This window comes from Stenotrophomonas maltophilia group sp. Smal13 (assembly GCF_030236855.1).
Taxonomy (GTDB): Bacteria; Pseudomonadota; Gammaproteobacteria; order Xanthomonadales; family Xanthomonadaceae; genus Stenotrophomonas; species Stenotrophomonas maltophilia_A.
The window spans coordinates 37692-60277 of record NZ_JASJSQ010000011.1 but is presented as its reverse complement, the minus strand read 5'-3'; the positions used below and the strand labels follow the sequence as shown (position 1 = coordinate 60277).

The 22586-nt window shown below is 62.8% G+C and carries 39 protein-coding genes and 1 tRNA gene; 34 read left to right on the top strand and 6 right to left on the bottom strand.

The window, feature by feature from the left end; translation table 11 throughout:
• Positions 1-20: 20 nt before the first annotated feature.
• The 3 genes from QRO95_RS06100 to QRO95_RS06090 all read right to left on the bottom strand — a co-directional run bounded on the left by QRO95_RS06100 (position 21) and on the right by QRO95_RS06090 (position 1719).
• Positions 21-806: an endonuclease domain-containing protein gene (locus QRO95_RS06100; RefSeq protein ID WP_285301947.1), complete on the bottom strand. Its 786-nt coding sequence runs from the start codon at positions 804-806 to the stop codon at positions 21-23.
• A gap of 82 nt (positions 807-888) precedes the next feature.
• Positions 889-1332 (bottom strand): phage regulatory CII family protein, encoded by a 444-nt coding sequence (locus QRO95_RS06095; protein ID WP_164116145.1) that lies wholly within the window; start codon positions 1330-1332, stop codon positions 889-891.
• A gap of 153 nt (positions 1333-1485) precedes the next feature.
• Complete coding sequence (locus tag QRO95_RS06090) at positions 1486-1719, bottom strand: YdaS family helix-turn-helix protein (protein WP_285301945.1); 234 nt, start codon at positions 1717-1719, stop codon at positions 1486-1488.
• Between the two features lie 41 nt (positions 1720-1760).
• Between QRO95_RS06090 and QRO95_RS06085 the strand changes: the two genes are divergently transcribed.
• The 31 genes from QRO95_RS06085 to QRO95_RS05935 all read left to right on the top strand — a co-directional run bounded on the left by QRO95_RS06085 (position 1761) and on the right by QRO95_RS05935 (position 17912).
• Positions 1761-2495: a S24 family peptidase gene (locus QRO95_RS06085; RefSeq protein ID WP_285301944.1), complete on the top strand. Its 735-nt coding sequence runs from the start codon at positions 1761-1763 to the stop codon at positions 2493-2495.
• A gap of 48 nt (positions 2496-2543) precedes the next feature.
• Positions 2544-3185 (top strand): PDZ domain-containing protein, encoded by a 642-nt coding sequence (locus tag QRO95_RS06080; RefSeq protein WP_285301942.1) that lies wholly within the window; start codon positions 2544-2546, stop codon positions 3183-3185.
• Between the two features lie 229 nt (positions 3186-3414).
• A complete protein-coding gene (locus tag QRO95_RS06075; protein ID WP_285301941.1) occupies positions 3415-3756 on the top strand; it encodes a hypothetical protein in 342 nt (113 codons plus the stop codon).
• Positions 3753-3989, top strand: a complete 237-nt coding sequence (locus tag QRO95_RS06070) for a hypothetical protein (RefSeq protein WP_285301940.1) — start codon at positions 3753-3755, stop codon at positions 3987-3989. The genes QRO95_RS06075 and QRO95_RS06070 overlap by 4 nt, the downstream gene beginning before the upstream one ends.
• A complete protein-coding gene (locus QRO95_RS06065; RefSeq protein ID WP_049402473.1) occupies positions 3986-4195 on the top strand; it encodes a hypothetical protein in 210 nt (69 codons plus the stop codon). Before QRO95_RS06070 ends, QRO95_RS06065 begins: the two co-directional genes overlap by 4 nt.
• A complete protein-coding gene (locus tag QRO95_RS06060) occupies positions 4192-4332 on the top strand; it encodes a hypothetical protein (RefSeq protein ID WP_285301939.1) in 141 nt (46 codons plus the stop codon). The genes QRO95_RS06065 and QRO95_RS06060 overlap by 4 nt, the downstream gene beginning before the upstream one ends.
• Complete coding sequence (locus QRO95_RS06055; protein ID WP_285301938.1) at positions 4329-4586, top strand: hypothetical protein; 258 nt, start codon at positions 4329-4331, stop codon at positions 4584-4586. The genes QRO95_RS06060 and QRO95_RS06055 overlap by 4 nt, the downstream gene beginning before the upstream one ends.
• A gap of 39 nt (positions 4587-4625) precedes the next feature.
• Positions 4626-5153: a hypothetical protein gene (locus QRO95_RS06050; RefSeq protein WP_285301937.1), complete on the top strand. Its 528-nt coding sequence runs from the start codon at positions 4626-4628 to the stop codon at positions 5151-5153.
• 84 nt (positions 5154-5237) lie between these two features.
• Positions 5238-5531: a KTSC domain-containing protein gene (locus QRO95_RS06045; protein WP_285301936.1), complete on the top strand. Its 294-nt coding sequence runs from the start codon at positions 5238-5240 to the stop codon at positions 5529-5531.
• 131 nt (positions 5532-5662) lie between these two features.
• Positions 5663-5751, top strand: a tRNA-Lys gene (locus QRO95_RS06040).
• A 40-nt stretch (positions 5752-5791) separates the two neighbouring features.
• Positions 5792-6766: a hypothetical protein gene (locus QRO95_RS06035; protein WP_285301935.1), complete on the top strand. Its 975-nt coding sequence runs from the start codon at positions 5792-5794 to the stop codon at positions 6764-6766.
• A complete protein-coding gene (locus tag QRO95_RS06030; protein ID WP_285301934.1) occupies positions 6763-7095 on the top strand; it encodes a hypothetical protein in 333 nt (110 codons plus the stop codon). The genes QRO95_RS06035 and QRO95_RS06030 overlap by 4 nt, the downstream gene beginning before the upstream one ends.
• Positions 7092-7583: an HNH endonuclease signature motif containing protein gene (locus tag QRO95_RS06025; protein ID WP_197656550.1), complete on the top strand. Its 492-nt coding sequence runs from the start codon at positions 7092-7094 to the stop codon at positions 7581-7583. The genes QRO95_RS06030 and QRO95_RS06025 overlap by 4 nt, the downstream gene beginning before the upstream one ends.
• The gene (locus QRO95_RS06020; RefSeq protein WP_285301933.1) at positions 7580-9352 is read left to right on the top strand and encodes a YqaJ viral recombinase family protein; all 1773 of its coding nucleotides are present in this window, start codon (positions 7580-7582) and stop codon (positions 9350-9352) included. The genes QRO95_RS06025 and QRO95_RS06020 overlap by 4 nt, the downstream gene beginning before the upstream one ends.
• Positions 9352-9642: a hypothetical protein gene (locus QRO95_RS06015; protein WP_285301932.1), complete on the top strand. Its 291-nt coding sequence runs from the start codon at positions 9352-9354 to the stop codon at positions 9640-9642. The genes QRO95_RS06020 and QRO95_RS06015 overlap by 1 nt, the downstream gene beginning before the upstream one ends.
• The gene (locus QRO95_RS06010; protein ID WP_285301931.1) at positions 9639-10016 is read left to right on the top strand and encodes a zinc-finger-containing protein; all 378 of its coding nucleotides are present in this window, start codon (positions 9639-9641) and stop codon (positions 10014-10016) included. Before QRO95_RS06015 ends, QRO95_RS06010 begins: the two co-directional genes overlap by 4 nt.
• A complete protein-coding gene (locus QRO95_RS06005) occupies positions 10013-10465 on the top strand; it encodes a hypothetical protein (protein WP_285301930.1) in 453 nt (150 codons plus the stop codon). Before QRO95_RS06010 ends, QRO95_RS06005 begins: the two co-directional genes overlap by 4 nt.
• A complete protein-coding gene (locus QRO95_RS06000; RefSeq protein WP_285301929.1) occupies positions 10462-10695 on the top strand; it encodes a hypothetical protein in 234 nt (77 codons plus the stop codon). The genes QRO95_RS06005 and QRO95_RS06000 overlap by 4 nt, the downstream gene beginning before the upstream one ends.
• Positions 10692-10949, top strand: coding sequence for a hypothetical protein (locus QRO95_RS05995; protein WP_285301928.1), 258 nt, complete (start codon positions 10692-10694; stop codon positions 10947-10949). Before QRO95_RS06000 ends, QRO95_RS05995 begins: the two co-directional genes overlap by 4 nt.
• Positions 10946-12127, top strand: coding sequence for a site-specific DNA-methyltransferase (locus tag QRO95_RS05990; RefSeq protein ID WP_285301927.1), 1182 nt, complete (start codon positions 10946-10948; stop codon positions 12125-12127). Before QRO95_RS05995 ends, QRO95_RS05990 begins: the two co-directional genes overlap by 4 nt.
• A complete protein-coding gene (locus QRO95_RS05985; RefSeq protein ID WP_154583161.1) occupies positions 12124-12264 on the top strand; it encodes a hypothetical protein in 141 nt (46 codons plus the stop codon). Before QRO95_RS05990 ends, QRO95_RS05985 begins: the two co-directional genes overlap by 4 nt.
• A 50-nt stretch (positions 12265-12314) precedes the next feature.
• Positions 12315-12581, top strand: coding sequence for a hypothetical protein (locus tag QRO95_RS05980; protein ID WP_285301926.1), 267 nt, complete (start codon positions 12315-12317; stop codon positions 12579-12581).
• Positions 12574-12921 (top strand): hypothetical protein, encoded by a 348-nt coding sequence (locus QRO95_RS05975; RefSeq protein WP_285301925.1) that lies wholly within the window; start codon positions 12574-12576, stop codon positions 12919-12921. The genes QRO95_RS05980 and QRO95_RS05975 overlap by 8 nt, the downstream gene beginning before the upstream one ends.
• Positions 12918-14090, top strand: coding sequence for a hypothetical protein (locus tag QRO95_RS05970; protein ID WP_285301924.1), 1173 nt, complete (start codon positions 12918-12920; stop codon positions 14088-14090). The genes QRO95_RS05975 and QRO95_RS05970 overlap by 4 nt, the downstream gene beginning before the upstream one ends.
• Positions 14083-14337, top strand: a complete 255-nt coding sequence (locus QRO95_RS05965; RefSeq protein WP_285301922.1) for a hypothetical protein — start codon at positions 14083-14085, stop codon at positions 14335-14337. The genes QRO95_RS05970 and QRO95_RS05965 overlap by 8 nt, the downstream gene beginning before the upstream one ends.
• On the top strand, positions 14334-14534 hold the full coding sequence (locus tag QRO95_RS05960) for a hypothetical protein (RefSeq protein ID WP_285301921.1): 201 nt from the start codon (positions 14334-14336) through the stop codon (positions 14532-14534). The genes QRO95_RS05965 and QRO95_RS05960 overlap by 4 nt, the downstream gene beginning before the upstream one ends.
• The gene (locus tag QRO95_RS05955) at positions 14527-15129 is read left to right on the top strand and encodes a DUF1643 domain-containing protein (protein ID WP_285301920.1); all 603 of its coding nucleotides are present in this window, start codon (positions 14527-14529) and stop codon (positions 15127-15129) included. The genes QRO95_RS05960 and QRO95_RS05955 overlap by 8 nt, the downstream gene beginning before the upstream one ends.
• A complete protein-coding gene (locus QRO95_RS05950) occupies positions 15122-15376 on the top strand; it encodes a hypothetical protein (protein ID WP_285301919.1) in 255 nt (84 codons plus the stop codon). The genes QRO95_RS05955 and QRO95_RS05950 overlap by 8 nt, the downstream gene beginning before the upstream one ends.
• Positions 15373-15624, top strand: coding sequence for an AlpA family transcriptional regulator (locus tag QRO95_RS05945; RefSeq protein ID WP_197659275.1), 252 nt, complete (start codon positions 15373-15375; stop codon positions 15622-15624). The genes QRO95_RS05950 and QRO95_RS05945 overlap by 4 nt, the downstream gene beginning before the upstream one ends.
• A gap of 202 nt (positions 15625-15826) precedes the next feature.
• Positions 15827-17080, top strand: a complete 1254-nt coding sequence (locus tag QRO95_RS05940; protein WP_285301984.1) for a phage integrase central domain-containing protein — start codon at positions 15827-15829, stop codon at positions 17078-17080.
• Positions 17081-17315: 235 nt separating this feature from the next.
• The gene (locus QRO95_RS05935) at positions 17316-17912 is read left to right on the top strand and encodes a hypothetical protein (RefSeq protein WP_285301917.1); all 597 of its coding nucleotides are present in this window, start codon (positions 17316-17318) and stop codon (positions 17910-17912) included.
• Between the two features lie 119 nt (positions 17913-18031).
• Here QRO95_RS05935 and QRO95_RS05930 read toward each other — a convergent pair whose 3' ends face one another.
• From QRO95_RS05930 to QRO95_RS05920, 3 genes are all read right to left on the bottom strand, one after another.
• Positions 18032-18538 carry a hypothetical protein gene (locus tag QRO95_RS05930; protein WP_285301916.1) on the bottom strand — a complete coding sequence of 169 codons (507 nt, stop codon included), beginning with the start codon at positions 18536-18538 and terminating at the stop codon, positions 18032-18034.
• A gap of 177 nt (positions 18539-18715) precedes the next feature.
• Positions 18716-19603 carry a hypothetical protein gene (locus QRO95_RS05925; protein ID WP_285301915.1) on the bottom strand — a complete coding sequence of 296 codons (888 nt, stop codon included), beginning with the start codon at positions 19601-19603 and terminating at the stop codon, positions 18716-18718.
• 137 nt (positions 19604-19740) lie between these two features.
• On the bottom strand, positions 19741-20307 hold the full coding sequence (locus QRO95_RS05920; protein WP_285301913.1) for a hypothetical protein: 567 nt from the start codon (positions 20305-20307) through the stop codon (positions 19741-19743).
• 614 nt (positions 20308-20921) lie between these two features.
• Here QRO95_RS05920 and QRO95_RS05915 point away from each other — a divergent pair.
• The 3 genes from QRO95_RS05915 to QRO95_RS05905 all read left to right on the top strand — a co-directional run bounded on the left by QRO95_RS05915 (position 20922) and on the right by QRO95_RS05905 (position 22574).
• On the top strand, positions 20922-21815 hold the full coding sequence (locus tag QRO95_RS05915; protein ID WP_285301912.1) for a hypothetical protein: 894 nt from the start codon (positions 20922-20924) through the stop codon (positions 21813-21815).
• A 31-nt stretch (positions 21816-21846) separates the two neighbouring features.
• A complete protein-coding gene (locus QRO95_RS05910; protein WP_285301911.1) occupies positions 21847-22368 on the top strand; it encodes a hypothetical protein in 522 nt (173 codons plus the stop codon).
• A 74-nt stretch (positions 22369-22442) separates the two neighbouring features.
• Positions 22443-22574, top strand: a complete 132-nt coding sequence (locus QRO95_RS05905; protein WP_285301909.1) for a hypothetical protein — start codon at positions 22443-22445, stop codon at positions 22572-22574.
• Positions 22575-22586: the final 12 nt, after the last annotated feature.

Sequence of the window (22586 nt, the reverse complement as noted above, 5' to 3'; positions counted from 1 at the left end):
GCGGACGATTCGGGATGGCATCAGAACAGCCCCGAGTTCTTGGACACGATGTGAAGAGGATCATCAAGCGCACGCTTGACCTGTTCAGCACAGCCAACCGGATCTCGGAAAATCTCCGACCCTGTGAAGCGGATGACCGGGAACCCGGCTACGTTGATCTCTCGATCTCGCTTCTTGTCCCTGGCGGCCTGCTCTTTGGTCTTCTCGTGGAAATCGTGCCCATCGCACTCAATGGCAATCCCACGCAGTTCTCGCCCCCTGGCAAACCACAGGAGGAAGTCAACTCGATAGCCCGCGACTTCAGCTTGAGGCGTCATGACGAAGATGAGGTCGTCACCAAGCATTCCTTGCTCGCGCCAGTCCTTGGGTCCGCCAAGAAAATCGACCTTGGGCATTCCGGCCCAGTCTGCGTCGATCCAGAGCATGGCCCCAGCCAGTCGGTCCTCAATGGGACTGCCGGTATTTGTAGCGGCGCTGTAGAGCACATTGAGCTCGTGGAATCTCTGCCCGATGGTTACGGCGAGATCGTTAGGACAGTGCCCGTCCATCGGCGTGGTCGGCTCAAACCACAGCCCATGGATCCCGCTTTCGACATATGCCCCCATGGCCAGGAAGAACGCACTCTTGGCTTCGTCGGGAACGTCCTCTACTCCCGAGGTAAGAGGGTCAGTCGTACGTCGAAGAATCTGAAATGGTTGCACTTGCGAGAACTCCTGATTGGCCTGAGTAACCGCGATCCCCCAACCCGTCAGGCTCGGGCTGTCCTTTCCGGAGCTACCGGGAAGTGAGGGGGTGCGGAGTTCCATTAAGAGCGTCCGCCGATGATCTGCAGACACCCGGCCAGATACCAAATCTGCCGCACGTGGATCATCGCCTTGGCCGTAGCGTTCATACCCCACCCCGCTCCGCCGCTGCCTCTGCGTGCTGGCTGACCTGCACAAGCGCGGCCATGACCTGCTGGCAGGCGCGCGAAATGGCATCAGCCTCATTCGGGGTGATGCGGTTGTCGGCCATCGCTTCCGAGACCAGCTCGGCCAGGTCGCCCTTCGCGGCGGCAGCCGACAGCAGTGCGGTGATCAGGGTGCCGGACTCAGGTGCATCGACACGCTGCGCGATGAAACCGTGCTCCGCGCAGAGCGCATGCAGGATCCGGTAATCACCGGTGCGCGCCATCAGCGCATCCGCCTCCTGCAGGCTCAGCAGGTTGCGGTCAGTGTTCGGGTTGACCTTGCCGCGCAGGGTCGCGGCAGACATGCCCATCCTGGGCGCCAGGGCCTCACTGCCGCCCGGGTACTGGTGGACGGTGTCGTAGGCGGCATCAGTGACATTCATGGGCGGGTTACTCGATTGGAGACGGGGCGGCGACGGCGGCGCACCATCTGCGCCATGGACGAAATCAACTCAGGGAAGAAAGGGGCCGCTCTCCAGCTCCGTGCCCGCGGTCACCACACGCGCGGGATGGTTGGAGAGCGGCCGGAATCAAGATCACGCTGCCGCCTCTCGCCGGTCGTCGTTGGCCGCCGGCGGGCCGAAGACGTCCGGGCGCAGCAGATGGCGGGATACGCCCGTCGCTGCCTCGATGGCGAGGACGTGCACTGCCGGGACGACGCCCTTGGCGAGCCAGCGCGTTACCGCCTGTGGTTTCTGGCCACAAACGCGGGCCAGCTCTGCCTGGGAGGGAGGGCTCAGCTTGGAGATCGCGGATTCGACTATGTTCATGGCCGCGATCTAAACATGAAGTTGATATTTGAGTCAACTCAATGTTGATTGACCGGTGTCCGCTCACCCGCGACCATCAACAGATGGTTGATGAATCTGAAAAGAGCCTGTTCCAGCAACGGTTTGACGCCGTTATGGCTGCTATGAAGTGCCCGAACCGCGCAGCGTGGGGCCGAAAGATCGGTGTGGCGTCAAGTCAAACCCTCTACAACTGGTACGAGCGAGACCAAAAGATCCCCGAAAAGGAGCGCAAGAGGCTGGCCCAGTTCGGGATCTCGATTGACTGGGTCAACGATGGCGACGGGGCCATGAGTTTGCCCGGGGTCAGTGTCTCGCCTTCTGCGACCGCCGCCGCCTATGTTCGCGTCCAGCAACTTGATGCGGAGGCAGGGATGGGCGGCGAGATGATCAACGATGACTATCCGGAGGTGATCCGGGCAATGGACTTTGAGCCAGCCTACATCCGCTCGGTGGTCGGTTTCGTGCCATCGCCCGGCAGGCTGGTCCTGGTCACCGGCCGAGGTGACTCAATGATTCCGGTGATCCAGCCCGGTGAAAGCCTGATGGTCGATACTGGCATTGGCCACTTCGATGGCGATGGCATCTACCTGATCAACACCGGCAATGGCCAGCAGATCAAGGGGCTTCAAGATCGCGGGGACTCAATCTACGTGGTCAGCGCCAACACCGCGCTCTACCCCGCCTTCCCGCTGCCAAAGTCCGCACTGATTGGTGGCAAGGTGTACCTGCGAAACAGGATCGACAGGCTCAATTAAACAGGGATGACGATGAGAGTGCTCGGGTTCATGGCAGTCGCTATCGGAATGATCATGCTGCTCTTCTCTTGCAGCATGGATACGAGCGTGCCGACGGAATACGGTGGCCGCGTCAACAACATAGGCTTGATGCACACTCAGACACTCCTCGTGTTCGTGAGCCTCGGGGCGATCCTCATCGGCATGGTGATGTGGATCGCAGGCAGGAAGAGGCCCGCTTCGGAAGGCTCGAACGCTACCGACGTTCGTGTATCCGGCATTGAGGAAATCAAGGACATTGAGGCTCTCCTTTCTGGCAAGGCACGGACAGGAATTGTGCTTAGGCCGGATGATCCCAAGATGGTTACTTACGTGGCCCCTAACTCTCCGGCGTCCTTTGCGGGGGTAATAGCTGGGGATCGTTTGATCGAGATTGACGGCTTGTTTCCGACTATGGATCTCCGTGAGAACTCGGTTCTGCTAGCCGGTGATGATGGCTCTGAGGTTGCGATCAAGCTGCGACGCGGGAGCCAGGCGATCGAGCTGTCGATGAAGCGCGCCGCAGTCTTTGGGACCCACCCCGATCAGTCGGCCACCCGGCCGGTGCCTGGCGTCCCAGGGCAATCGAAGTCATCGATTGCAGGACTTTGGCCGTACATCGTGGTTCTAGCCATCGGGCTGGTGGCTCTCGCCTACCGGCTTCTGTTCTAGCCGCCCGCCTACTACCCATCGCTCCCCAAAACCGGGGAGCAACCAAAGCCCCGCTTTGCGGGGCTTTTTTTGTGGCTTCCGTTTCATGGAGCAAACCGTGGACAGGTCAAACCGCGGCCGAGTTGATCCTTCGTTGATAATTTTATCAACTTGATGTTGACTTCAATATCAACCTATTGTTTACTTGCCCCGTCGCCCAGCAACCCGTGCTGGACCGCCGGAGCCCGAGATGGACCACACCGCCCTCAATTCAGCTTCCCACCGTGCCCAGGCAACCTGGGAAAACCGCGAAGACCCGCGCATCGCCGCTGAGGCCGCCGTCGACAGCACGGCGCTGGAAGCCCTGCGGGCCGCACCGAACATGCTGGAGCAGACCTTCGGCTTCCAGTCGCCGGCCTTCTGGGCCAAGGCTGCCCGCCTTCTCGATTCCTGCCAGGACGCAGCCTTCGCGGCCCTGATCCGCGATGCCCGCGACGCCTACGTCAACGAGGAAGTCGAGGACACGGCCGACGACAAGGGCCTTTCCGCAAATGGCGCAATCGACCATCTGCTGGCGCAGGTGGCGGCATGAGCGCCACCGTCCTCCAGATCCTCGACGACGAAATCGAGGTGATCAGCCAAAGCCTCTCCCGCCACCGCAGCCGTGCTGACCGCACCGCCGCGCGTAAGGGCGAGCGCGACATCCACGCCGACCGGGTCTGCGATTGGGCGGAGTACCGCCGCGACCGGTTGCGCGCCCCACGGGCCGAGATTGCCCGCCTCATCGCCAGCAACCAGCACGCACCCGAAGGAGCAACCGCATGAACACCAACGTTCGCCAGATCCGCGAGTTCCAGGCCGTGCGCGATGCGATCGCCTGCACTGGCCTCAGCCCGGCGCCGCTGTTCCAGCGCCTCAATGCCGAGCAGCGCCGGGGCTATCGCGGCCTGTCCGTGGTCGACAACGCGCTGCGCTTGCGCCGCCAGTTCCGCGACGAGTTCAGCAACCAGCCCGACCCGGAGGCCGCATGAGCTTCGAACAGGCCATCCGGAAGGAGACGGTGCGCATGTCGCTGGAGTTCATCGGCTACGGCGCGGTGATCGGCTTCATTGTCGGCGGCGTTTCCGTGCTGATCTTCCAGGACATGTTGAAGGCGGTGATGTCGTGAGCCGCCGCCTGTCCTACATCCTCGCGCCGCTGGCCATGTGGGCGCTGATCTGCGGCTTCGCAGGGGCCGGCGTCCTTCTCGCTGTCGTGCACGGCAACTACCTGTCGCTGCTGATGGCCCGTGCGGTGCTGGCCGGTGCCGTTTACCAGACCACCTTGGAGTGGTTCCGCGCCGAGAAGGCGCTGGCCGAGCGCCGCAGCAGCATCCAGTCCCTGACCTCCGCCATGTCAGTACCGGCGGAAGACCTGCAGTAACCCACTGCCGGCCCGGCCGGCTCAACCGACGAGGTCCACATGTTCCACCTGAAGAACAACCCGGCGGCCGTTTCCAACGTGAACCTACGCATCGAGAAGCACGGCGATGAACGGCACTTGGCGGTCGACCTTTCCATCACCACCAGCACCAGCACCAGCAACCTGGTTCTGGACCACTTCGACAAGGAACTGCGCAAGGCCCTGTTCCGCAAGCCGGGCAAGGGCGAGCAGCAGTCGCTGCCGACCATCGGCGACCACCTGACCGAAATCAAGATCCCGAGCCTGGAGCCCATCAAGGTGGGCCACGAATTCAAGGGTTTCGAGCTGCAGATCGACGGTGAGCTGGACAGCACCCAGCCAATCTTCCTGGTGGACGTGAAGCTCAAGAAGTTCGTGATCGCACCGAAGGAAGGCGGCAGCGTGGAGCTGTCGTTCAAGGCCTCCGCCAGCGTCACCCCCGACGAAGTTGCCGAACTGACCGAAGCGCTGATCCGCGAAAACGTCGTCCTGACTCTTCAGCCCGGCCAGGCCAGCGAAACCACGCAGCAGGAAGACCTCGCTGCCTGATCCCCTGCCCTGTGCCCTCCCCCTGTGGCGCAGGGCTGACAGCCCGGAAAGACGGGCAACTCTCTACCCGCCCTGGAGCACAACATGACCAGCACCCCCCCGGCCACCGGCCGCATCCAGCTGTTCGACGTCGACAGCTCGCAGATCCACAGCATCGGCCACGACGCCGACACCAACACCCTCGCCATCTGCTTCAAGCGCGGCAGCGGCGCTGCGCGTGGCCCCGGCTCGGTCTACCACTACTCGAACTTCAGCGCCGAGGAATTCCAGGCGTTCAAGGACGCCGAATCCATCGGCAAGCACTTCGGCGCGTACATCAAGCCGTTCCCGGAGAAGTACCCGTACCACAAGGTCGCCGAGCAGCAGCAGGCCGCCTGACCGGACCCAGACGGCGGGGCTGCTGCAGCAGCGGGCCGCGCGGGAGACGTAACCCGCCCCAGCGAAAGCTCATGGGTAAACGAGTGGTGCGGATGCAACGCCGCTGACAGCCGGGAAAGACCGGCAACCACACCGCTGCAGCTCTCGGTAGAGCACCGGGTACTTAACCCGGAGGTTCGGGGACGACGGTCCCTCGGTTCGACTCCCGACAGCGGTACCAATTCCCACAACGCCGGCCATGCCGGCCGGAGATTCCGCCCATGAATGCCCAGGTACAGGAAGGCCAGCTCGTCCCCGAGGAGGGCATGGCCGCGATGATCAACCGCTCGGAGATCGAGCAGCAGATCAGCACCGCCCGCCGCTTTCCCCGCTCGCTGAAGAAGTTCCGCGACGAAGCCATCCAGATGGTCACCCTTAGCCAGAGTATCGCTGAGCAGTGCGTGTATGCGCTGCCGCGCGACGGCAAGACCATCGAAGGCCCTTCCGCCCGCTTCGCCGAGGTGATCGCCTCTGCATGGGGCAACAACCGCGCCGGCGCCCGCGTCATCGATGACAAGGGCGAGTTCATCATTGCCCAGGGCGTGTTCCACGACCTCGAGCGCAACGTCGCCATCACCTACGAGGTGCAGCGCCGGATCGTGGACCGACAGGGCCGCCGCTTCAAGCCCGACATGATCGGCGTGACCGCCAATGCGGCCTGCTCCATCGCGCTGCGCAACGCGGTGCTGAAGGGCGTGCCCAAGGCCTTCTGGGAGGACATGTACGTCGAAGCACGGAAGGTGATCATGGGCGACATCAAGACGCTGGCCAACCGGCGCGCTGATGCCCTCGCCCTCTTCCAGCGTTTCGGCATCACCGCTGAACAGGTCTGCGCGAAGCTGGGCGTGGCTGGCGTCGAAGACATCGGCTTGGAGCACCTGGTCCTGCTGCGCGGCATCGTCACCGCCATCAAGGAAGGTGACACGACCCCGGAAGACGCGTTTGCCACCGAGGGCGCTCCCGCCGCCCAGCGCAAGACGCTGCCGGCCTACACCGATGAAGCCTTCGCAGCGGCCCTGCCGCAGTGGGAGGCCGCCATCAAGGCCTGCAAGAAGACGCCCGACGCGATCATCACGATGGCGCAGACCAAGGGCACGCTAAGCGACGCGCAGAAGAATCAGATCTTGACGCTGGCCCAGAAGCCCGAGAGCGAGCAGCCGGCCGGCCCGGCAGTGGCTGAGGAGGTCAGCGAATGACGACTGCAATCGCACTCATCGCCGATGAGCGCCAGCGCCAGATCGACCAGGAAGGCTGGTCGCTTCACGGCGACGACCAGCATGTGGCTGGCGAACTTGCCTTGGCTGCCTCCTGCTACGCCATCCCTCCCGGTGAGCACTACTGCCCAGATCCGCCGGATTCGTGGCCCTGGGCTGTCAGCTGGTGGAAGCCCTCGCCCGATGACCGTGTCAGGGAGTTGGTGAAGGCCGGCGCCTTGATCGTCGCGGAGATCGAACGGCTGCTGCGGGCCGAGCAAGGCGAAGCGCAGGGGAGCGTTGCCGGCGAAGACGGATCTCAGCAGCCGTGAATGAACTGACCTGCCAGCGGCTGAAGAACATCCTGGATTACGACGAACTGACCGGGCTTTTTCAGTGGGTCGCACCTCCCAAGGTGCACCCAAGCCTGAAGTCCCATGTCGCAGGCGGGATCAGCAACGGCTACGTGGTCATCAAGATCGACGGCCGTAAGTACCGAGGTCATCGCCTGGCTTGGCTCTACGTCCATGGGAAATGGCCCTCTGGTGATCTCGACCACATCAACGGCTGCCCCTTGGACAACCGCATCGAGAACCTTCGGATCGCGACAAATCCGCAGAACCAGGCAAACCGTCGGCGGGACCGTGGGAAGGACACGCCCAAGGGCGTGAGGCGCCTCCCGAGCGGCAGGTTCCAGGCGCGGATATCGGTCAGCAAAGAACTTCATCACCTCGGGACGTTCGACACAGCCGAGGAAGCGCAGGCGGCCTACATCGCCGCAGCACGCAACCACTACCAGGAATACGCGAGGAGCGCATGAAAACTCTCGAACTTCAGCAGGGCACCGCCGCTTGGCACCAGCACCGCGCCAGCCACCTCAATGCCAGCGATGCGCCGGCGATGCTCGGTGCGTCCACGAACCACTCCCGCACCGATCTGATCCGCGAACTGGCCGCAGGCGTGCCACGCGAGTTCAGCGACTTCGTGCAGGAGCGCGTCATCGACCCGGGCCATGAGTTCGAGGCACAGGCCCGTGCTGTCGCTGAGGAGCTGATTGGCCAGGAGCTGTACCCGGTCACCGGCGTCTCCGGCAAGTACTCGGCCAGCTTCGACGGCCTGACCTTGCTCGAGGACATCGCCTGGGAGCACAAGCGCCTGAACCAGACGCTGCGTGAGGCCATGTTCGACGGCTGCACCGGTACCGACCTGCCGCTGATGTACCAGATCCAGATGGAGCACCAGGCGATGGTCTCCGAATGCGAGCGCGTGTTCTTCATGGCTTCCGAATGGCGCCAGACCTCCGGAGGCTGGGAACTGGTCGAGGAGCGGCACTGCTGGTATGTGCCCAACCCGGAGCTACGCGCACGCATCGTCGCAGGCTGGGCGCAGCTGGAGGCAGACGTTGCGGCTTTCGAGCCAGGCCCTGCCAGCGAGCCTGTACCCGTCGGCCGTGCGCCGGAGACCCTGCCCGCGCTGAGCATCCAGGTAACGGGCATGGTCACCGCCTCCAACCTGGCGGAGTTCAAGGAGAACGCGCTGGCGGTGCTTGGCTCGATCAACCGGGAACTGCAGTCCGATGAGGACTTCGCCGACGCCGAGAAGACGGTCACCTGGTGCAAGGGCGTCGAGGAACGCATCGAGGCGACGAAGCAGCAGGTTCTGGGCCAGACAGCCGACATCGATGCGGTGTTCCGCACGATGGACGACGTGGCCGCCGAGACGCGCAAGATCCGGCTGGAACTGGACAAGCTGGTGGCGAAGCGGAAAGAGGAACGCCGTACCAAGATCGGCAACAACGCTCGGCGCGCGGTGATCGACCACATCCAGGGAATCAACGAAACGCTGGGCGCGCATGCCGTGCCGATGCCGGCCACGCTGGTCGCAGATCTGCAGGCTGCCATCAAGGGCAAGCGTTCCTTCACCAGCATGCAGGATGCGGTCGACGCGGTTGCTACCAATGCCAAGATCACCGCCAGCCAGGCGGCCGACCGTATCCGCGCCAACATCGCCATCCTGGCTGAGCATCCGGACTACGCGACCCTGTTTGCCGACCGCGTGCAGCTGTGCGCCAGCAAGGCGCCGGACGATCTGCGCAACCTGGTTGCTGCCCGGATCTCCGAACATCGGCAGGCGGAGCAGGAGCGCCTGGACGCCGAGCGCGAGCGGATCCGCAAGGAGGAGGAGGCCCGCGCCCAGAAGAAGGCAGCCGACGACGCGGCGGCTGCAGCTGAGCAGGCCACCCAGGCGGCTCAGGCGGCACAGCCGGCAGCGGCCGAGCAGCAAACCGGGCCGGTGGCAGCCGCGGCAGCAGCAGCACCGGTGCGCACCGCGCCATCCACCTGGTCGACGGCCAGCGCCCCGGCGTCGAGCGCCGCGCCACGCGAAGTAGTCAAGATCAAGCTGGGCGACATCAACGCGCGCATCGCCCCGCTGTCGATCAGTGCCGATGGGCTGGCCATGCTGGGGTTCAAGCCGATCAACGCCACCGGCGCCGCGAAGCTGTACGACCAGGCGCAGTTCCCGGCCATGTGCCGGGCCATGATCGACGGCCTGCAGGACGCGGCCAACAGCTACCCGCTGGCCGCCTGATGGAACTCTGGCGCACCAGCGAACTGCGGGTTCTGCGCCAGATGGAGGGCCGCGACGCGATGACCGTCGCGGCTGCCCTCGGGCGCTCGCCCCGCGCGGTCCAGGACATGGCCCGCTGCCAAGGGATACCGGTACCGCGCCAGCCTCACGCCCGGTACTGGCCGGTCACCACCAAACGCCGCGCCCGGCAGCTCCGGGCCAGCGGCAACACCGTCAACCAGATCAGCGCCGCGCTGGGTGTTCCGTTCGGGACCGTGCGCCGCTGGGTCTACGAAGGAGCAGCAGCATGAGCGAAGTTCGACGCCCGTGCCCGACGTGCAACTGCGAAGCGCAGTTGGTCAGCGGCCGGGAAATCTACCCCCACCGTCCGGACCTGTACCAGAAACCGTTCTGGGCCTGCCTGCCTTGCCGCACGTGGGTCGGCTGCCACGCGGGTGGCACCCGCCGCCTGGGGCGCCTGGCTACCGACGTCACGCGCCGGCTGAAGATTGAGGCCCACGCGGCCTTCGATCCGATCTGGAAGGGCGGCCAGATGAAGCGCAAGCAGGCGTATGCGTGGCTGGGCGAGCAGCTGGGCCTGTCGGAACGCGACTGCCACATTGGCTGGATGAGCGATGAGGACCTGCGCCGCGTTGTCGAAGTCTGCGAAGGAGCAACGGCATGATCCGCCGCCGCCAGCTGTTCCGACATGAGCCGCACAACGAGATCTACGGCGACTGCCATCGAACCGCGATCGCTTGCCTGCTGGATATGGAGCCGTGGCAGGTTCCGCACTTCACACAGCTTGCGCACACGACTCCCGGATACGACTGGGAATCTGGTGTCGCGGCCTTCTTGGCTACGCACGGGCTTTGTTCTGTCGACGTCGTATTCGGACCAGAGAACGGCGTGGAGGGGATTTTCCGCTTCATGCAGAACCGGAACCCTCGCGCGTTCTACCTGTTGGGCGGCACCAGCCCAAGGGGCACGAACCATACCGTCATCTGCTGTGGTGATGGCTTCTATTGGGATCCACACCCGGATAGTGACTTCCTGGATGGTCCGCTCTCCCACGGCTTCTACGAGCTCACCTTCCTGATGCCGCTGGCAATGCAGATGCAGGAGGCCGCATGAGCAGCTGTCCCTTCTGCCGATGCGACCCGTACCACTACGAAGATGTAGGCGTTTGCTACGTGCCCGTGGCGATCACCTGCTGCGACATGGGTATCTCCCTGCACGCTGAGAAGAAGACCGAGCGAGCCGCTGCGCGCCGCATCCTCCGCCTGCGTAGCAGCCACTCGCCACGGCGCAAGGCCCGCGCCCAGAAGCTGCTGTCCCGCATGGAAGCTGGAGAGTACCCATGATCCGCCACATCACCCGCCGCGCGCCCAAGGAAACGCTGGGGTTTGCCTGGGGCCGGTTCCCCACCAACGACGGCAGCGCCGTCACCTGGCGCCTGTACCGCCGCGATCACCGCCGTGCGATGCACATGCACGTTCTGACCTTCTTCGCCCATGAGGACCGCGCCGTGATCGCCGGACACCTGCGTCGCGCGCGCCGCTACCTGCGCGACAAGGTGGATGACATCGATCTGGCTGCCATGGAGGAAGCCGCATGATCCATATCGGAGACTGCTTGGAAGTCGTGCGCCGCATGGCCGACAACTCGGTTGATGCTGTCGTGACCGATCCGCCCTACGGCCTGTCCTTCATGGGCAAGCGCTGGGATTACGATGTGCCCAGCACCGAGATATGGGCCGAGTGCCTGCGCGTGTTGAAGCCTGGCGGCCACCTGCTGGCCTTCGCCGGTACCCGCACGCAGCACCGGATGGCCGTGCGCATTGAGGACGCCGGCTTCGAGATCCGCGACATGATCGCGTGGGTCTACGGCAGCGGCTTCCCGAAGTCGCACAACGGCCCCTGGGGCGGTACTGCGCTGAAGCCCGCGCTCGAGCCGATTACCGTCGCCCGCAAGCCGCTTGCCGGCACAGTGGCAGCGAACTGGCATCTGCATGGCACAGGTGGTCTATGCGTGGATCAGTGCCGCGTCGATGCTGGCGGCGACGCTCTTGGCGGCGGTCGCATAAGCTCAACAGCTGATGGATGGGACCGGCCTTGGAAGCATGATCCGGATGCACTCTCTGCTGCCCATGCTCGTGGAGAGCAAAGCGTTGCCAAGGCTGAAGAGCTTGGCCGCTGGCCTGCCAATCTGATCCATGACGGCAGCGCGGAGGTTCTCGCCGCCTTTCCTGCAGCGCCTGGGCAGAAGGCCACCCTCAGCAACGGCGAGGGGAGTGCCAGATTCTCGACCGTCTATGAGGGCGGCCCGTTGCCCCGAAATGGCGAAGCCAGCCGGAACAGCGCGAATGAAGGAGCCGTTGGTTTCAAGATGCGGCCAGGTGCTCGCCGCATCGATGCCGGCAGTGCGGCGCGGTTCTTCTACTGCGCCAAGGCTACGCCCGAAGACCGCAACGACGGCTTGGACTCTGGCCAGGTGCCGGCTGTCTCCGCCAACGCCACAATGCGCGATTGCGAGACTGCCAACTGGCCGGCACGGAACGGGAACCACCACCCAACCGTGAAGCCAACAAACCTCATGCGCTACCTGTGTCGACTGGTCACTCCGGCCGGCGGCTTGGTGCTGGATCCGTTCATGGGCAGCGGCAGCACAGGCAAGGCTGCAGTACTCGAAGGTTTCCAGTTCGTCGGCATCGAGCAGGATCCCGTCTACGCCGCGATCGCCGAGGCGCGCATCCGCGTTGCGCAGCCTGGCCTTCCCTTTGGAGACGCCGCATGACCTACATCCACCCGAACGACCGCGTCTACGCGCTGGAGCGTGCCCTGGCCGCTGCGGTTGCCCAAGGCGAAGACCGCAAGGTGCAGGACGATCTGCGAGAGATCCTGGCCGAAGCCCGACGCGAGGCTCGGGGGTGAGCGGCCTGGTGCTGGTTCCGGCGCCGAAGGATCCGGGCGTTCCGTGTCGCATGCGGCAGCCGACGAAGGACGCCTATCGGCAGTGGCTTGCCCAGGCCAACGAGCGCATCGAGCAGCTGCAGGCCGAGGTAGCCGAGCTGCGCGCCGGCGGCGGCACCAGCACCACCCGGCCGGGCTTGGTTACCGACCTGGTCACCGCTGCAACTGCCCTCGGGCACCACGAAACGCTGCGCAGCAGCAGCGACGAAACCATCGACTACTGGCGCACGCGCGTTGAGCAGCTGCGCGCCGAACTGACAGGAGAGAACCATGGCTGAGATCACCCGAATCCGACGCCAGCACGCCAACAACGGCATGGCCGCCGGCGGCCGTCCGATCCGCATTCCCCGGTCGATCGACAGCGTGCGTTCGCACCTGAAGCGCCACCTCCTGGAAGAAGGCAAACGCATGCAGGACCTGGCCGACGTCTGGGGCTGCTCGAAGCACAACGTCTACGACCTGTTCTACCGCGACCGGCCTATCTCGCCGAACCACATCGAGCTGGCCGCAAAGATGCTCGGCCTGGACGAATTCGACACCAACGAACTGCGCCTGCTCGGGGCCCGCGAGGCCGGCTGGCAGATCGACACCAACTTCCTGCTGGAGAAGAACGCATGACCACCGACGACACGACGCAACTTCCGCAGGCCCAGGCGCGGCTGCTGGTGAACCAGCACGGCCTGATCAGCGGTGTCCGCTTCACCAAACAGACCCCAGACGTGGTGTTTGGTGATCCCGAAGTGGTTCGCATCAAGCCCAGCGGCGAGGTTGTAATCGCGGAGGGCGCGAATCTGGACGATGCAGCGCTCGCCTTCTGGCATGCCATCACCGAATGGCGCAGTACCGCCTCCCGCCCGACCCTGGCGGACGTGCAGCCCGGTGGGAGGGTGAGGCTGGCCACTGTGCTGTACGACCGCGCGCACGACCTGCTGGGAGACGCATACAACGCCGGCACTCACGGCATCGGCTACAGCCAACAGGCCATGGAGCTGCACGACGCGATCATCCCCGCCCATCCCTCCCCGGGTGGTCAGGATGCGCCGGTCACCGATGAAATGGTTGATGCAGCGTGCCGTGCCTACTACGACACTGCTGAGGATGCCGTCGCCGTAGACCATACGTGCATGGAGGCTGCCCTTAAAGCCGCACTCGCCGCCCGCCAGCCGTCCAAGCAACCGGATAGCGTTGCTCTGGGCGAAGCAACGGAATTCTGCACCGAGAAGGGCGACCGACAGCCGGTGGGGCAGTCCTTCCAATCAGGCGTGTCCGAATGGATGGGCCAGTGCTTCCTGCCGTCGCTCTACAGCAACATGACCGAGCGCGGCGACCGACTGCTGGAAGAGGTGTTGGAGCTGCTGCAGGCCCACGGCTATGACAAGGCGCGTGTGCCCACACTGGTCGACTACGTATTCGGCCGCCCAGTCGGCGAGCCGGCGCAGGAAGTCGGCGGCGTCATGGTCACCCTGGCCGGTTACTGCTGGGTGGCGGGCCTGGACATGCACGCTGCAGGGGACGCGGAGCTGGCTCGCATCACCCAGCCCGACGTGATGGCCAAGATCCGGGCCAAGCAGGAGGCAAAGAACGCCCTGCACTTCGACACGCCGCTGCCGGGCAGCGCCGACGCGCACTTGCCCGCGCAGGCCATGGACCTGAGCCAGTTCCGGGATGCGTTGGTATGGGCGGAAGACGCCGCCGACTGTTCGTCGCACCCGGACCACAAGGCCTACCGGTTCGCGTTCACCGAGCTGCTGGGCATGATCGACAGCAAGGCGGAGCGCAATGGATAAGCCAGAGATCATCGGCGGCGACGCCATCTATGAGTCGAACGAAAAGCTCTGCTCATTCTCGATGCGATGGGAAGTCGATGGCGACTACATGCGCTGTCGGATCTGCCAGCGGCCACAGCTGACCAGCTACGCACGCTACCCGTTCCCGCACGTTGACGGCTGCAAGGGCGCCCAAGCGCATGAGGCACATCCGTGGATCACGTTTGTGCAGCTGCTGGCTCCGCTCAGCCAGGAGGTGGGCAAATGAGCCTTCGCAACGAACTACTGCAGGTCATGCAGGAAGTGGGCGATGCAAAACGATCCAGCCCGCTGGAAGTAACTCAGGCTGGCGTCAAGGCGTTCGACTTCATCGCCAAGCGCGGCGGGTCGATCCTTGCCACGTTGGATGCGTTCGACCGCCTGCACCGGGAAACCCACATGCAGAAGGATCTGCCCAATGGCTGACCAACTGCTCACCGCTGCACCCAGACTTCGCAGCCAAAACAGGTCCACTTCGTTCTCGACCGCCCATTCTACCGGTCCCCATAGAGAAGACATCGAAATGCAAACTGCCGTCATCAGCAACTGTGGCAACTATCGCTACGTGCTCACCCGTCCGAGCGAGGTTGCGCGCCCCGACCGTGGCACGGCCTTGTTCCTGATGCTGAACCCCAGCACGGCCGATGCCGAGGTGGACGACCCGACCATTCGCCGCTGCCGGGGCTTCGCCAAGGCATGGGGCTGCAACGGCCTGACCGTCGCCAACCTGTTCGCCCTGCGTTCTACCGATCCGGCCATGCTGCTGTCGCATGCGGACCCGATTGGCCCGCTCAATGATGACTGGCTGCGGCGGCTCGCCCGCGAATACGGCGACGTGGTGTGTGCCTGGGGCGCACATTCAATGGCCGTGGGCCGGAGCATCGTGGTTGCGCAGCTGCTGAGGCAGGCTGGTGCTCGACTCTGGTGCCTGGGCACCACGAAGCAGTGGTTCCCGCGCCATCCGCTGTACGTGCCGGGTGATCAGCCGCTAGTTGAGTGGCGGGAGCCCGGCAATGGCTGACCTCCTGCAGGGCACCGACGCACCCGACTTCCGCGAGGTGGGGCACGTGCTGGCCAGCCTGTCGGGGGTCGACCTCGCCAAGGCCAGCAAGGCCACTGTACGCGCCTGGGAGGCCCGTGGCCTGGCCCTGATCGAACTCTCCCGTGGGGACCGGGCCGAAGCCGAGCGGATCATGGCCCCCGTATCGAAACGCCGCCGCCGCGGCACCAACCTGGCCGCCGCCGGCGCGCCGAAGGAGGAAGCATGAGCGATAACATCATGGCGAGCCCAACCCCGCTCGTCTTCATTCGGATGCCGGAGGTCCGGCGCCGCACTGGCCTGAGCAAGACCACCATCTACAAGCGGATCCATGAACGGACGTTCCCGGCTGCGGTTCCTCTCGGAGAGGGCATGGTTGCCTGGGTTGAAGCGGAGGTAGACGCCTGGCAGGCCGAGCGTCTGGCGGAGCGGTCGCCACCCGACCCAGAGGAATCGAACCTGTTAAGGGCGGCGTAGGCGGGGGCATCATTGGGGGCATGCGTCTTCAGCGACGTGTCAAACCACTTGCCCTATCAACAACTTGCGGGCTTCGTGGGATAGAGCCCACCTCCACCAACGAACGGTCCGTCAAGGACCGGAGAAGCCCGGAAATTCCACCAGCGTGGGTTTCCGGGCTTTTTTATTGTCCGCAGCAGACTGGGGCAATCCGTTTCAATCCATGAGACGGTGGGGGTATCCGACCGCACCCACTGAAGCGATACCCCCGATGCCTCTGACCGACGCAGCCATCAGGCGCGCCAAGCCCAGCGACAAGCCGCAGAAGATCACCGACGGCGGCGGCCTGTACCTCTACCTCACCCCAACCGGCGCGCGCAGCTGGCGCTGGAAGTACCGCATCGCCGGCAAGGAGAAGCTGCTGTCGATCGGCCTGTACCCGGATGTCTCCTTGGCTCGAGCTCGCGAGGCCCGCGACGAAGCTCGCCGGCTGCTGGCCAGAGGCGTCGACCCGGGCGCGCAGAAGAAGGCTGCTGCCCTCGCCCAGTCCGTCCTTGGCTCGGACAGCTTCGAGACCATCGCCAACGAGTGGCTGGTCGCGCGCCCCTGGGTGCCCAGCTATGCGGAGAAGGTCGAAGCCTGGATGACGAACGATGTATTCCCCTGGATCGGGTCACGCTCTGTAGCCGACCTCACCGCGCCGGACTTCCTCCGGGTGGCACGACGCATCGAGGACCGCGGCGCGATCGAGTCCGCGCACAGAATCATGCAGAACTGCGGCCAGATCATGCGGTACGCCGTGGCCACAGGCCGTGCCGAGCGCAATCCGGTCGCCGATCTGAAGGGTGCCTTGGCACCGCCGAAGGAGGCCCACCATGCGGCGATTACCGACCCCGTGCAGTTGGGAGGCCTGTTGCGCTCCATCGAGGCATACAGCGGCTCTGCCATCACCCGCTCGGCGCTGCGGCTGGCACCGCTGGTGTTCCTGCGTCCTGGCGAACTGCGGCATGCGGAATGGGAGGAATTCGACCTCGACGCGGCCGTGTGGACCATCCCCGCCAGCAAGATGAAGATGCGTGCTGCACACCTGGTGCCGCTGTCCAAGCAGGCGCTGCAGATCTTGGAGGACATCAAGCCGGTCACCAGGCGGCACAAGTGGGTGTTCTCTGGCGCCCGCGACCCCAAACGCCCGATGTCGGAGAACGCCGTGACCGCAGCGCTGCGCAACATGGGTTACGACCGCACGATGATGACCGGCCACGGCTTCCGCGCGACCGCTCGCACCATTCTGGACGAGGTCCTGCACTTCCGCCCGGACATCATCGAGCACCAGCCTGCGCACGCGGTGAAGGATCCAAACGGCCGGGCCTACAACCGCACATCGCACCTGCAGGAGCGCGTGCGGATGATGCAGGTCTGGGCGGATTACCTCGATGGCCTGCGCGATGGCAACGTGGTGAAGCTGCGGGCCGGATGACACCTACACACCCCGCCGCATCTGCTCCAGCCCTGCCCTCACCCACGCCTTGCGGGCGTGCTTCGGGCGGGGCTTGTTCACCGGCAGCGCCCGACTTGGCATATGCACTTCGCGATGAGCGAAGGCGGGCCAGAAGCCGGGAAACACGCTGGACAAGAGACGATGTCTGCGGCCAGCCGGATTCGGCTTGGCGCGATCCGCTAAAGTTGTCCCGTACTCGCCTGCATGAATACCTATGTACATAGCTGATACGGTTCATTTTCATGACGACTCCGAGCGTGACTATTACGCCGTATTGGGTCGCTATATCAGCGCGTGGGGCAGGTTCGAGAATGGGATCTATGACCTGCTGGCAGCTGCGGGAGGCCCATATCGAGAGATGCTCAAGAAGTTGGGCGAGCATTCTCTGCCCCCGGAGTTCAAGCCGGGATTTATGCCATTCAGCACTAAGATCAAGAACTTGAAAAAGTGCATAGAGGCTTGCCCTGCCCTTTGGCATCCACGGGACCGTGTGGCGGACCTATTGGAGTGGGCGGAGAATGAGGCAGCCGCTCGCCATCACCTGATCCATGGCGTCGATCAGATCTTTCTGAAGCGGTCGCCGTTCGCAACCTACATGTACAAGGGTGAGAATTCAGACCCGCTGTCCAGCAACGTTGCGCATGGGATGGACTTCACCATTGAGTCCCTGGCCGCGAGATACGACCGGGTAGGCGATGCCTGCATGAACCTCGCCGCACTCTATCTGGAGATTGCAGAGGCGATTGCCCAGCTAGGGAAAGAAATCAACCCACCCAGTGCGCCATCACAACACAACCAAACGGCGGCTTAGAAGGCTGGCGCACTGTGCATTGCAGTCAACAACTTAGATTGAGTGCAATTCAGGAGGCCTGAGTACAGGCCCCTAGTCCCGCAATGGGCAGACACCGTGTATTCGGGAACCTTTTCCGCTCACCAACCACGTAGCTCCCGGAGCCCTGCCCTCACCCACGCCTTGCGTGCGTCCCTCGGACGGAGCTTCGTCTCTACCGGCGGCTTGCGCAGCTCCAGCGCTTCCTTGATCCGCTCGACCTCCTTCGCTCCGGCCTCGGCCAGGCGCCGAGCCTGTTGCTGCTGCTCGCGGATTGGCGGCAGTCCGGGCAGTGGCGGGGGTGGCTGGATCGGGGTGCTGTCTGTCAGCCGGGCGACCGCCTGACGCAGCGGCATGTCGGGGTACAGCCTGGCCGCGCACCAGCGCTCGGCGTAGCGCTTGCCTTGGGCGATGCTGGCGGCCGGAACTTCCTTGATCTGCCACATCTTCCGGGCATCCAGACGCACGCGCACAGCGCCATCCTTGCCGCGTCTGATGTTGGCGATCTGTCGACCGCCCCACCACAGCACCCAGCTCTCCCCCATCTGGACCCAGCCAGACGGAACGGGAGCGGTGCGGAAGCCTTGGCAGCCGTGCGAGGGAAGCATAGCCGGAAGGATACTGCCGGCTGTCTCAACCGCTGCGACTTGCTCAACGGTCAGTCTTAACCGCTCAGCCTTGCATACCTCCGCTGCAGTACGGTTCCAAGAGCACTTGCAAGAGGTGGCCCGGCAAAACGCCGGGCCACCAAGCAGAGATCAGCAACTGGATGTCGAATGCAGGCTCTAGTAGGCAGTGCAGGTAATAATTACATTTACACCAGCACCTGAGTTGTCCGCACTTTCAGTGCAGTACATTTTCTGACTACTAGTCGGACCGGTAACGGTTGCCCCTAACGAGCTGACCCACTGTACGAACTTAAATCGATCAGCTGGATTATTGGTGAAGTCATAGTACGTCGTCTGGCCAATCCCGCCGGCCACCTTACCAGGAGTCTCTGGCACGAAATTTCCGGCAGCGTCGCGCACGGTATTGGGTTCGTGAGACAGCCTTTCGGTCGTCGGATCCATGATGGCGATGACCCTCGATCCATCCGGAAGGATCAGCGTTACTGAGACCACCTTGGGGGGCAAGCTCAACAGATGCTGATCGATCAGGCCACGCACTGCTTGGGTTACAAGATTGAGAAACGCAGACTTGGTGTGGGCTTGCGCCATCACCACTTCTCTCATCTGCGGATATTGCACGAACTCGTATGCGTTATTCGGAACTCCTGGGCCGGGTTCGATTACTATCTGCGAGCCCCAGACCTGTTGTGCCTTGAACGCATAATCCGTAAATGCCGACTCGGGAACATCCGGGAACACCTTTACAACGCTCTGGCACCCAACGCCGCCACCCGGAGGACAGGTATCACCTGGAGGTCCATCTTCCTTGGACGTTACAAACTTGGCGATGACTCCATTCTGACGATTGACATAGTACTTGTACCCCCAGAAAGGTGCCTCCTCGGCATTGGTATCAAGCCATGCCGTATTCTTCATCTGATCCAGACTGCAGCCGTCACAGGATTTCAAGGTATCTTGCGCATTTGCCGCCGCATGAAAACCTAAACCTGAAATCATCAGGACGCCAGAAACAACGAAACGCACTAGGACTCTTCCAAAGACCATGATGCTCTCCTTTGTCACCCCCAACCATGGAGGCCTCGGGGAATCTAGCAGAACTAGTACGACAGTGAACCGTCCATCCCCCACGCCCCCACGGCTACTGTGTCCCGCAACTCCATAGGGTGCAGTGCCTGTCCAAGCTATAAGCTCCCAAGGTCTTTCACCACCGCTTGCCCCTGCTGAAGGAACCCGATCAGCAGACGCCCGCCGGCGACCTGCCGGCCCATCTGCTCGTTGAGGTAGTTCGCTTGGAGCCGCCCGGCAGCCATCAGGTCGACCTGCAGCATGCTCGGCGCCACGCCTTTGAGTGGATCGCCTGGTGACGCGAACTGGCCGCCGATCGGCTGCACTGACGTAGCCTGCCGGCTGTCGCTCTTGGCGTAGGCCGTGGCCATCATTCTGCCGTTTCTGGGCGACCAACCGCCCAGGACAATCTCGGTCCCCAGCTGTTCGATAGGCAGGTCAGCCTCTGCGGCCGCCTTCTCATAGTTCAACGACAGTTGGTCCATTACAGGCCCCATCTCAGCAGAAAGCTGCTCGATGGAGAAGTCGGCCCGGAAGCTCGCCTGCAGAGCCAGCTCGTAGATCTTCAGGAAGAACTGGGCTCCACCTCTGGTGGCCAGTAGCACGTTGTGCTGCGGTATCAGGAGCACCTTGGCACCGGCAGAGTGGGCGCCAGTCAGGGCATCCTCCGCAAGCGTATCCACTGCAACGACAAGCTGGTCACGGCTGATCAGTACGTTGAGGATGCTCCTAGGGCACGTCCATTGGCCAGCCGTGACTATGGCCGGAGCCCTAACCCACTGTCCACTGCAGTTGAGCCGGCGCGGCGCTGCTCACGCGCCCCCCGGGTTGAGCTGCCTGCGGCCCCGGATCCGGCAAGGTCAGAATGCCCTCAACGCGCGACCGGCACCATCGGGCAACCTCTCCCTGTCGGGTCGGGCTGTCCCTACATGCCTCCCGAGGCCACGACCGGTCGGGCCACTCTCCGGACATCTGCGGTGCCGCTGCGGCGCTGCCTTGCCGCTCCAGGCGGAGTGACAGGCTCTGGCAGCAACCATGTTTCCTCATCAAAAAATGAACCCTTGATTAACATCACATAGATGCGCGCTGGGGGGAGCGCCTTCCGAGTCCGTTCTTCTTCAACTAAGAAATCGCAATCGCTCATCCAACGAATGGCTGCGTCAAGAGGTGATCCGCTTCGATACCTTCGAGTTGGGAGCAGCAGCATGAAGCTAGCGCGACAGATCCTGCTTATCGTCAGTAAAAAGAAAACTGATTTCACTGAAAATACCAAAAATTTCACAAAGAAAACATCTAAATGAAGAGATCGGGAAAATTACTTTCCATTTCATTAGTCGCTTTGACCGCGTCCATTTCCGCTGCGATCTATTTTTTCATACTTCACTCAACGAGTGATGCGGGCACCGTAGATAACCCTATAAAGACCACTCCGGCATCGATTGATGCCGACTATCACGATGTCAAAAGTCAAGCGCAACTCAAAGGTTACGAGGATCGCAAAAATAGAGTTTATCTGGAGGGCAATGCATTTCTCTTGAAGATGGACATTCCGGAGATGGAGGACGAGGCGACAGCTTATGTAGATGACCGATTGGCGCGATCTATGCGAGGAGATGGGCAGGCTAGCTACGAAATTTTTACGCGAATTTCGAGTTGTCGTCGGGCACTGGATCCTGGCGATAGCGAGGAGTACAAGGCGTATGCATCGGTAGGGCTGGGGGGGCAGTTTTCTGAGAGAGTCGAGAGGGAAATTGAGTTGTGCAAAGGGCTTAACTCTCGAGATGACATTACCTCTGAGAACTGGCTTGCTCTCGCTGCGGAGCAGGGCTCAATCGAAGCGCGTTTGATGTATGCACGCAACCCCCGTGAGGTGGTAGGGGATCTATCAAACGCACTAAAAAATCCCGAGGAAATTATTAACTACCGCACCAATGCGGTTAGATATCTTCAGGAATCTGTTTCGACTGGAAGCGTAGACTCCATGGAGGCACTGGCAAACATATACGATCGTGGAATTCTTGCGGAAAAATCACCCGAGCAGAGTCTTGCGTATTGGCTGGCCTACGATAGATTGAATCGAAACGAGCTATCGACAACGGCAATTAATAGAATTTCTGTAGACCTTTCGCCAGATCAGTCGCAGGCCGCCAGGGAGATGGCGGGTAAAATCTTAAATTCATGCTGCAAATAATATTTTAATTCTATCAACAGGGGTGCAATTCATGAATTTTGTTCGGAGCAAAAAATTTCTTGTCGTCCTGATTGCTTTGATAGGACTTTCCGCAATTCCGTTGCTGTACTCCCTCACTATACTTGGTCCTTCAATTGCGGTTTTCGGTCCGGTCAATTGTGATGCTTGCAAGGGTCAGAGGCCTGAGCCAGACGTTGCTACTAAAGCGTTTCTGCTGAAGTACATGCAGATCACCAATCGCGAGCGTAAAGGCACACATCTGGAGCCGATACAGACAGGAGCGAAGGTCATCGTATGCAACGGTTCGCATTGCACGACGTATCAAATGACCGACAGTAACGACTGGAATGGCACGACCCAAGAGGCCATTACTCAATCCCCGCGCTCCGGTGTCGGCTCTGGGAGCGGTCAAGGCAGCGGTCAAGGAGTGGGCAGAGGTGGCGGCGCAGACGTAGGCGGCGGCAGCTACGGCGGCGGTGGAAGAACCGGCACCGTAACGGTCGGACCAGGCGGACCGATTCCGAAGCTGCCTAAGGGATCACAAGAGATTTAACGACATGGAGCCATGAGGCGGCCTTCCTAGGCCGCCTCGCTCATTCGGTGTGTGGCTGCAGGCTGGCCAGATCGATGAGTGGATGGCTGCTGGCCAGCGAGACGCCGGCGATGGAGGCCTATCGGGTCAGCCGCGCGGTGAATACGCCGCGGAACAACCGCGAGGATCTCTTGGAGGCAGTCGCCCAGCGACTGCCTCCTTTCTGACGGTGCTGTAGA

Bases quoted from the DNA above. Each gene is read 5' to 3' on its own strand.
- QRO95_RS05985 (WP_154583161.1), top strand. From the start codon at position 12,124: ATGACCTACATCCACCCGAACGACCGCGTCTACGCGCTGGAGCGTGCC.
- QRO95_RS05930 (WP_285301916.1), bottom strand. From the start codon at position 18,538: ATGCTTCCCTCGCACGGCTGCCAAGGCTTCCGCACCGCTCCCGTTCCG.
- QRO95_RS05970 (WP_285301924.1), top strand. From the start codon at position 12,918: ATGACCACCGACGACACGACGCAACTTCCGCAGGCCCAGGCGCGGCTG.
- QRO95_RS06005 (WP_285301930.1), top strand. From the start codon at position 10,013: ATGATCCGCCGCCGCCAGCTGTTCCGACATGAGCCGCACAACGAGATC.
- QRO95_RS05910 (WP_285301911.1), top strand. From the start codon at position 21,847: ATGAATTTTGTTCGGAGCAAAAAATTTCTTGTCGTCCTGATTGCTTTG.
- QRO95_RS05995 (WP_285301928.1), top strand. From the start codon at position 10,692: ATGATCCGCCACATCACCCGCCGCGCGCCCAAGGAAACGCTGGGGTTT.
- QRO95_RS06050 (WP_285301937.1), top strand. From the start codon at position 4,626: ATGTTCCACCTGAAGAACAACCCGGCGGCCGTTTCCAACGTGAACCTA.
- QRO95_RS06035 (WP_285301935.1), top strand. From the start codon at position 5,792: ATGAATGCCCAGGTACAGGAAGGCCAGCTCGTCCCCGAGGAGGGCATG.
- QRO95_RS05950 (WP_285301919.1), top strand. From the start codon at position 15,122: ATGGCTGACCTCCTGCAGGGCACCGACGCACCCGACTTCCGCGAGGTG.
- QRO95_RS06085 (WP_285301944.1), top strand. From the start codon at position 1,761: ATGTTGATTGACCGGTGTCCGCTCACCCGCGACCATCAACAGATGGTT.
- QRO95_RS06045 (WP_285301936.1), top strand. From the start codon at position 5,238: ATGACCAGCACCCCCCCGGCCACCGGCCGCATCCAGCTGTTCGACGTC.
- QRO95_RS05925 (WP_285301915.1), bottom strand. From the start codon at position 19,603: ATGGTCTTTGGAAGAGTCCTAGTGCGTTTCGTTGTTTCTGGCGTCCTG.
- QRO95_RS06080 (WP_285301942.1), top strand. From the start codon at position 2,544: ATGATCATGCTGCTCTTCTCTTGCAGCATGGATACGAGCGTGCCGACG.
- QRO95_RS06075 (WP_285301941.1), top strand. From the start codon at position 3,415: ATGGACCACACCGCCCTCAATTCAGCTTCCCACCGTGCCCAGGCAACC.
- QRO95_RS05915 (WP_285301912.1), top strand. From the start codon at position 20,922: ATGAAGAGATCGGGAAAATTACTTTCCATTTCATTAGTCGCTTTGACC.
- QRO95_RS05905 (WP_285301909.1), top strand. From the start codon at position 22,443: ATGAGTGGATGGCTGCTGGCCAGCGAGACGCCGGCGATGGAGGCCTAT.
- QRO95_RS06060 (WP_285301939.1), top strand. From the start codon at position 4,192: ATGAGCTTCGAACAGGCCATCCGGAAGGAGACGGTGCGCATGTCGCTG.
- QRO95_RS05955 (WP_285301920.1), top strand. From the start codon at position 14,527: ATGGCTGACCAACTGCTCACCGCTGCACCCAGACTTCGCAGCCAAAAC.
- QRO95_RS06000 (WP_285301929.1), top strand. From the start codon at position 10,462: ATGAGCAGCTGTCCCTTCTGCCGATGCGACCCGTACCACTACGAAGAT.
- QRO95_RS06070 (WP_285301940.1), top strand. From the start codon at position 3,753: ATGAGCGCCACCGTCCTCCAGATCCTCGACGACGAAATCGAGGTGATC.
- QRO95_RS06030 (WP_285301934.1), top strand. From the start codon at position 6,763: ATGACGACTGCAATCGCACTCATCGCCGATGAGCGCCAGCGCCAGATC.
- QRO95_RS06065 (WP_049402473.1), top strand. From the start codon at position 3,986: ATGAACACCAACGTTCGCCAGATCCGCGAGTTCCAGGCCGTGCGCGAT.
- QRO95_RS06010 (WP_285301931.1), top strand. From the start codon at position 9,639: ATGAGCGAAGTTCGACGCCCGTGCCCGACGTGCAACTGCGAAGCGCAG.
- QRO95_RS05940 (WP_285301984.1), top strand. From the start codon at position 15,827: ATGAGACGGTGGGGGTATCCGACCGCACCCACTGAAGCGATACCCCCG.
- QRO95_RS05935 (WP_285301917.1), top strand. From the start codon at position 17,316: ATGTACATAGCTGATACGGTTCATTTTCATGACGACTCCGAGCGTGAC.
- QRO95_RS05990 (WP_285301927.1), top strand. From the start codon at position 10,946: ATGATCCATATCGGAGACTGCTTGGAAGTCGTGCGCCGCATGGCCGAC.
- QRO95_RS05945 (WP_197659275.1), top strand. From the start codon at position 15,373: ATGAGCGATAACATCATGGCGAGCCCAACCCCGCTCGTCTTCATTCGG.
- QRO95_RS06020 (WP_285301933.1), top strand. From the start codon at position 7,580: ATGAAAACTCTCGAACTTCAGCAGGGCACCGCCGCTTGGCACCAGCAC.
- QRO95_RS06100 (WP_285301947.1), bottom strand. From the start codon at position 806: ATGGAACTCCGCACCCCCTCACTTCCCGGTAGCTCCGGAAAGGACAGC.
- QRO95_RS06095 (WP_164116145.1), bottom strand. From the start codon at position 1,332: ATGAATGTCACTGATGCCGCCTACGACACCGTCCACCAGTACCCGGGC.
- QRO95_RS05960 (WP_285301921.1), top strand. From the start codon at position 14,334: ATGAGCCTTCGCAACGAACTACTGCAGGTCATGCAGGAAGTGGGCGAT.
- QRO95_RS06015 (WP_285301932.1), top strand. From the start codon at position 9,352: ATGGAACTCTGGCGCACCAGCGAACTGCGGGTTCTGCGCCAGATGGAG.
- QRO95_RS05965 (WP_285301922.1), top strand. From the start codon at position 14,083: ATGGATAAGCCAGAGATCATCGGCGGCGACGCCATCTATGAGTCGAAC.
- QRO95_RS05975 (WP_285301925.1), top strand. From the start codon at position 12,574: ATGGCTGAGATCACCCGAATCCGACGCCAGCACGCCAACAACGGCATG.
- QRO95_RS05980 (WP_285301926.1), top strand. From the start codon at position 12,315: ATGCGGCAGCCGACGAAGGACGCCTATCGGCAGTGGCTTGCCCAGGCC.
- QRO95_RS06090 (WP_285301945.1), bottom strand. From the start codon at position 1,719: ATGAACATAGTCGAATCCGCGATCTCCAAGCTGAGCCCTCCCTCCCAG.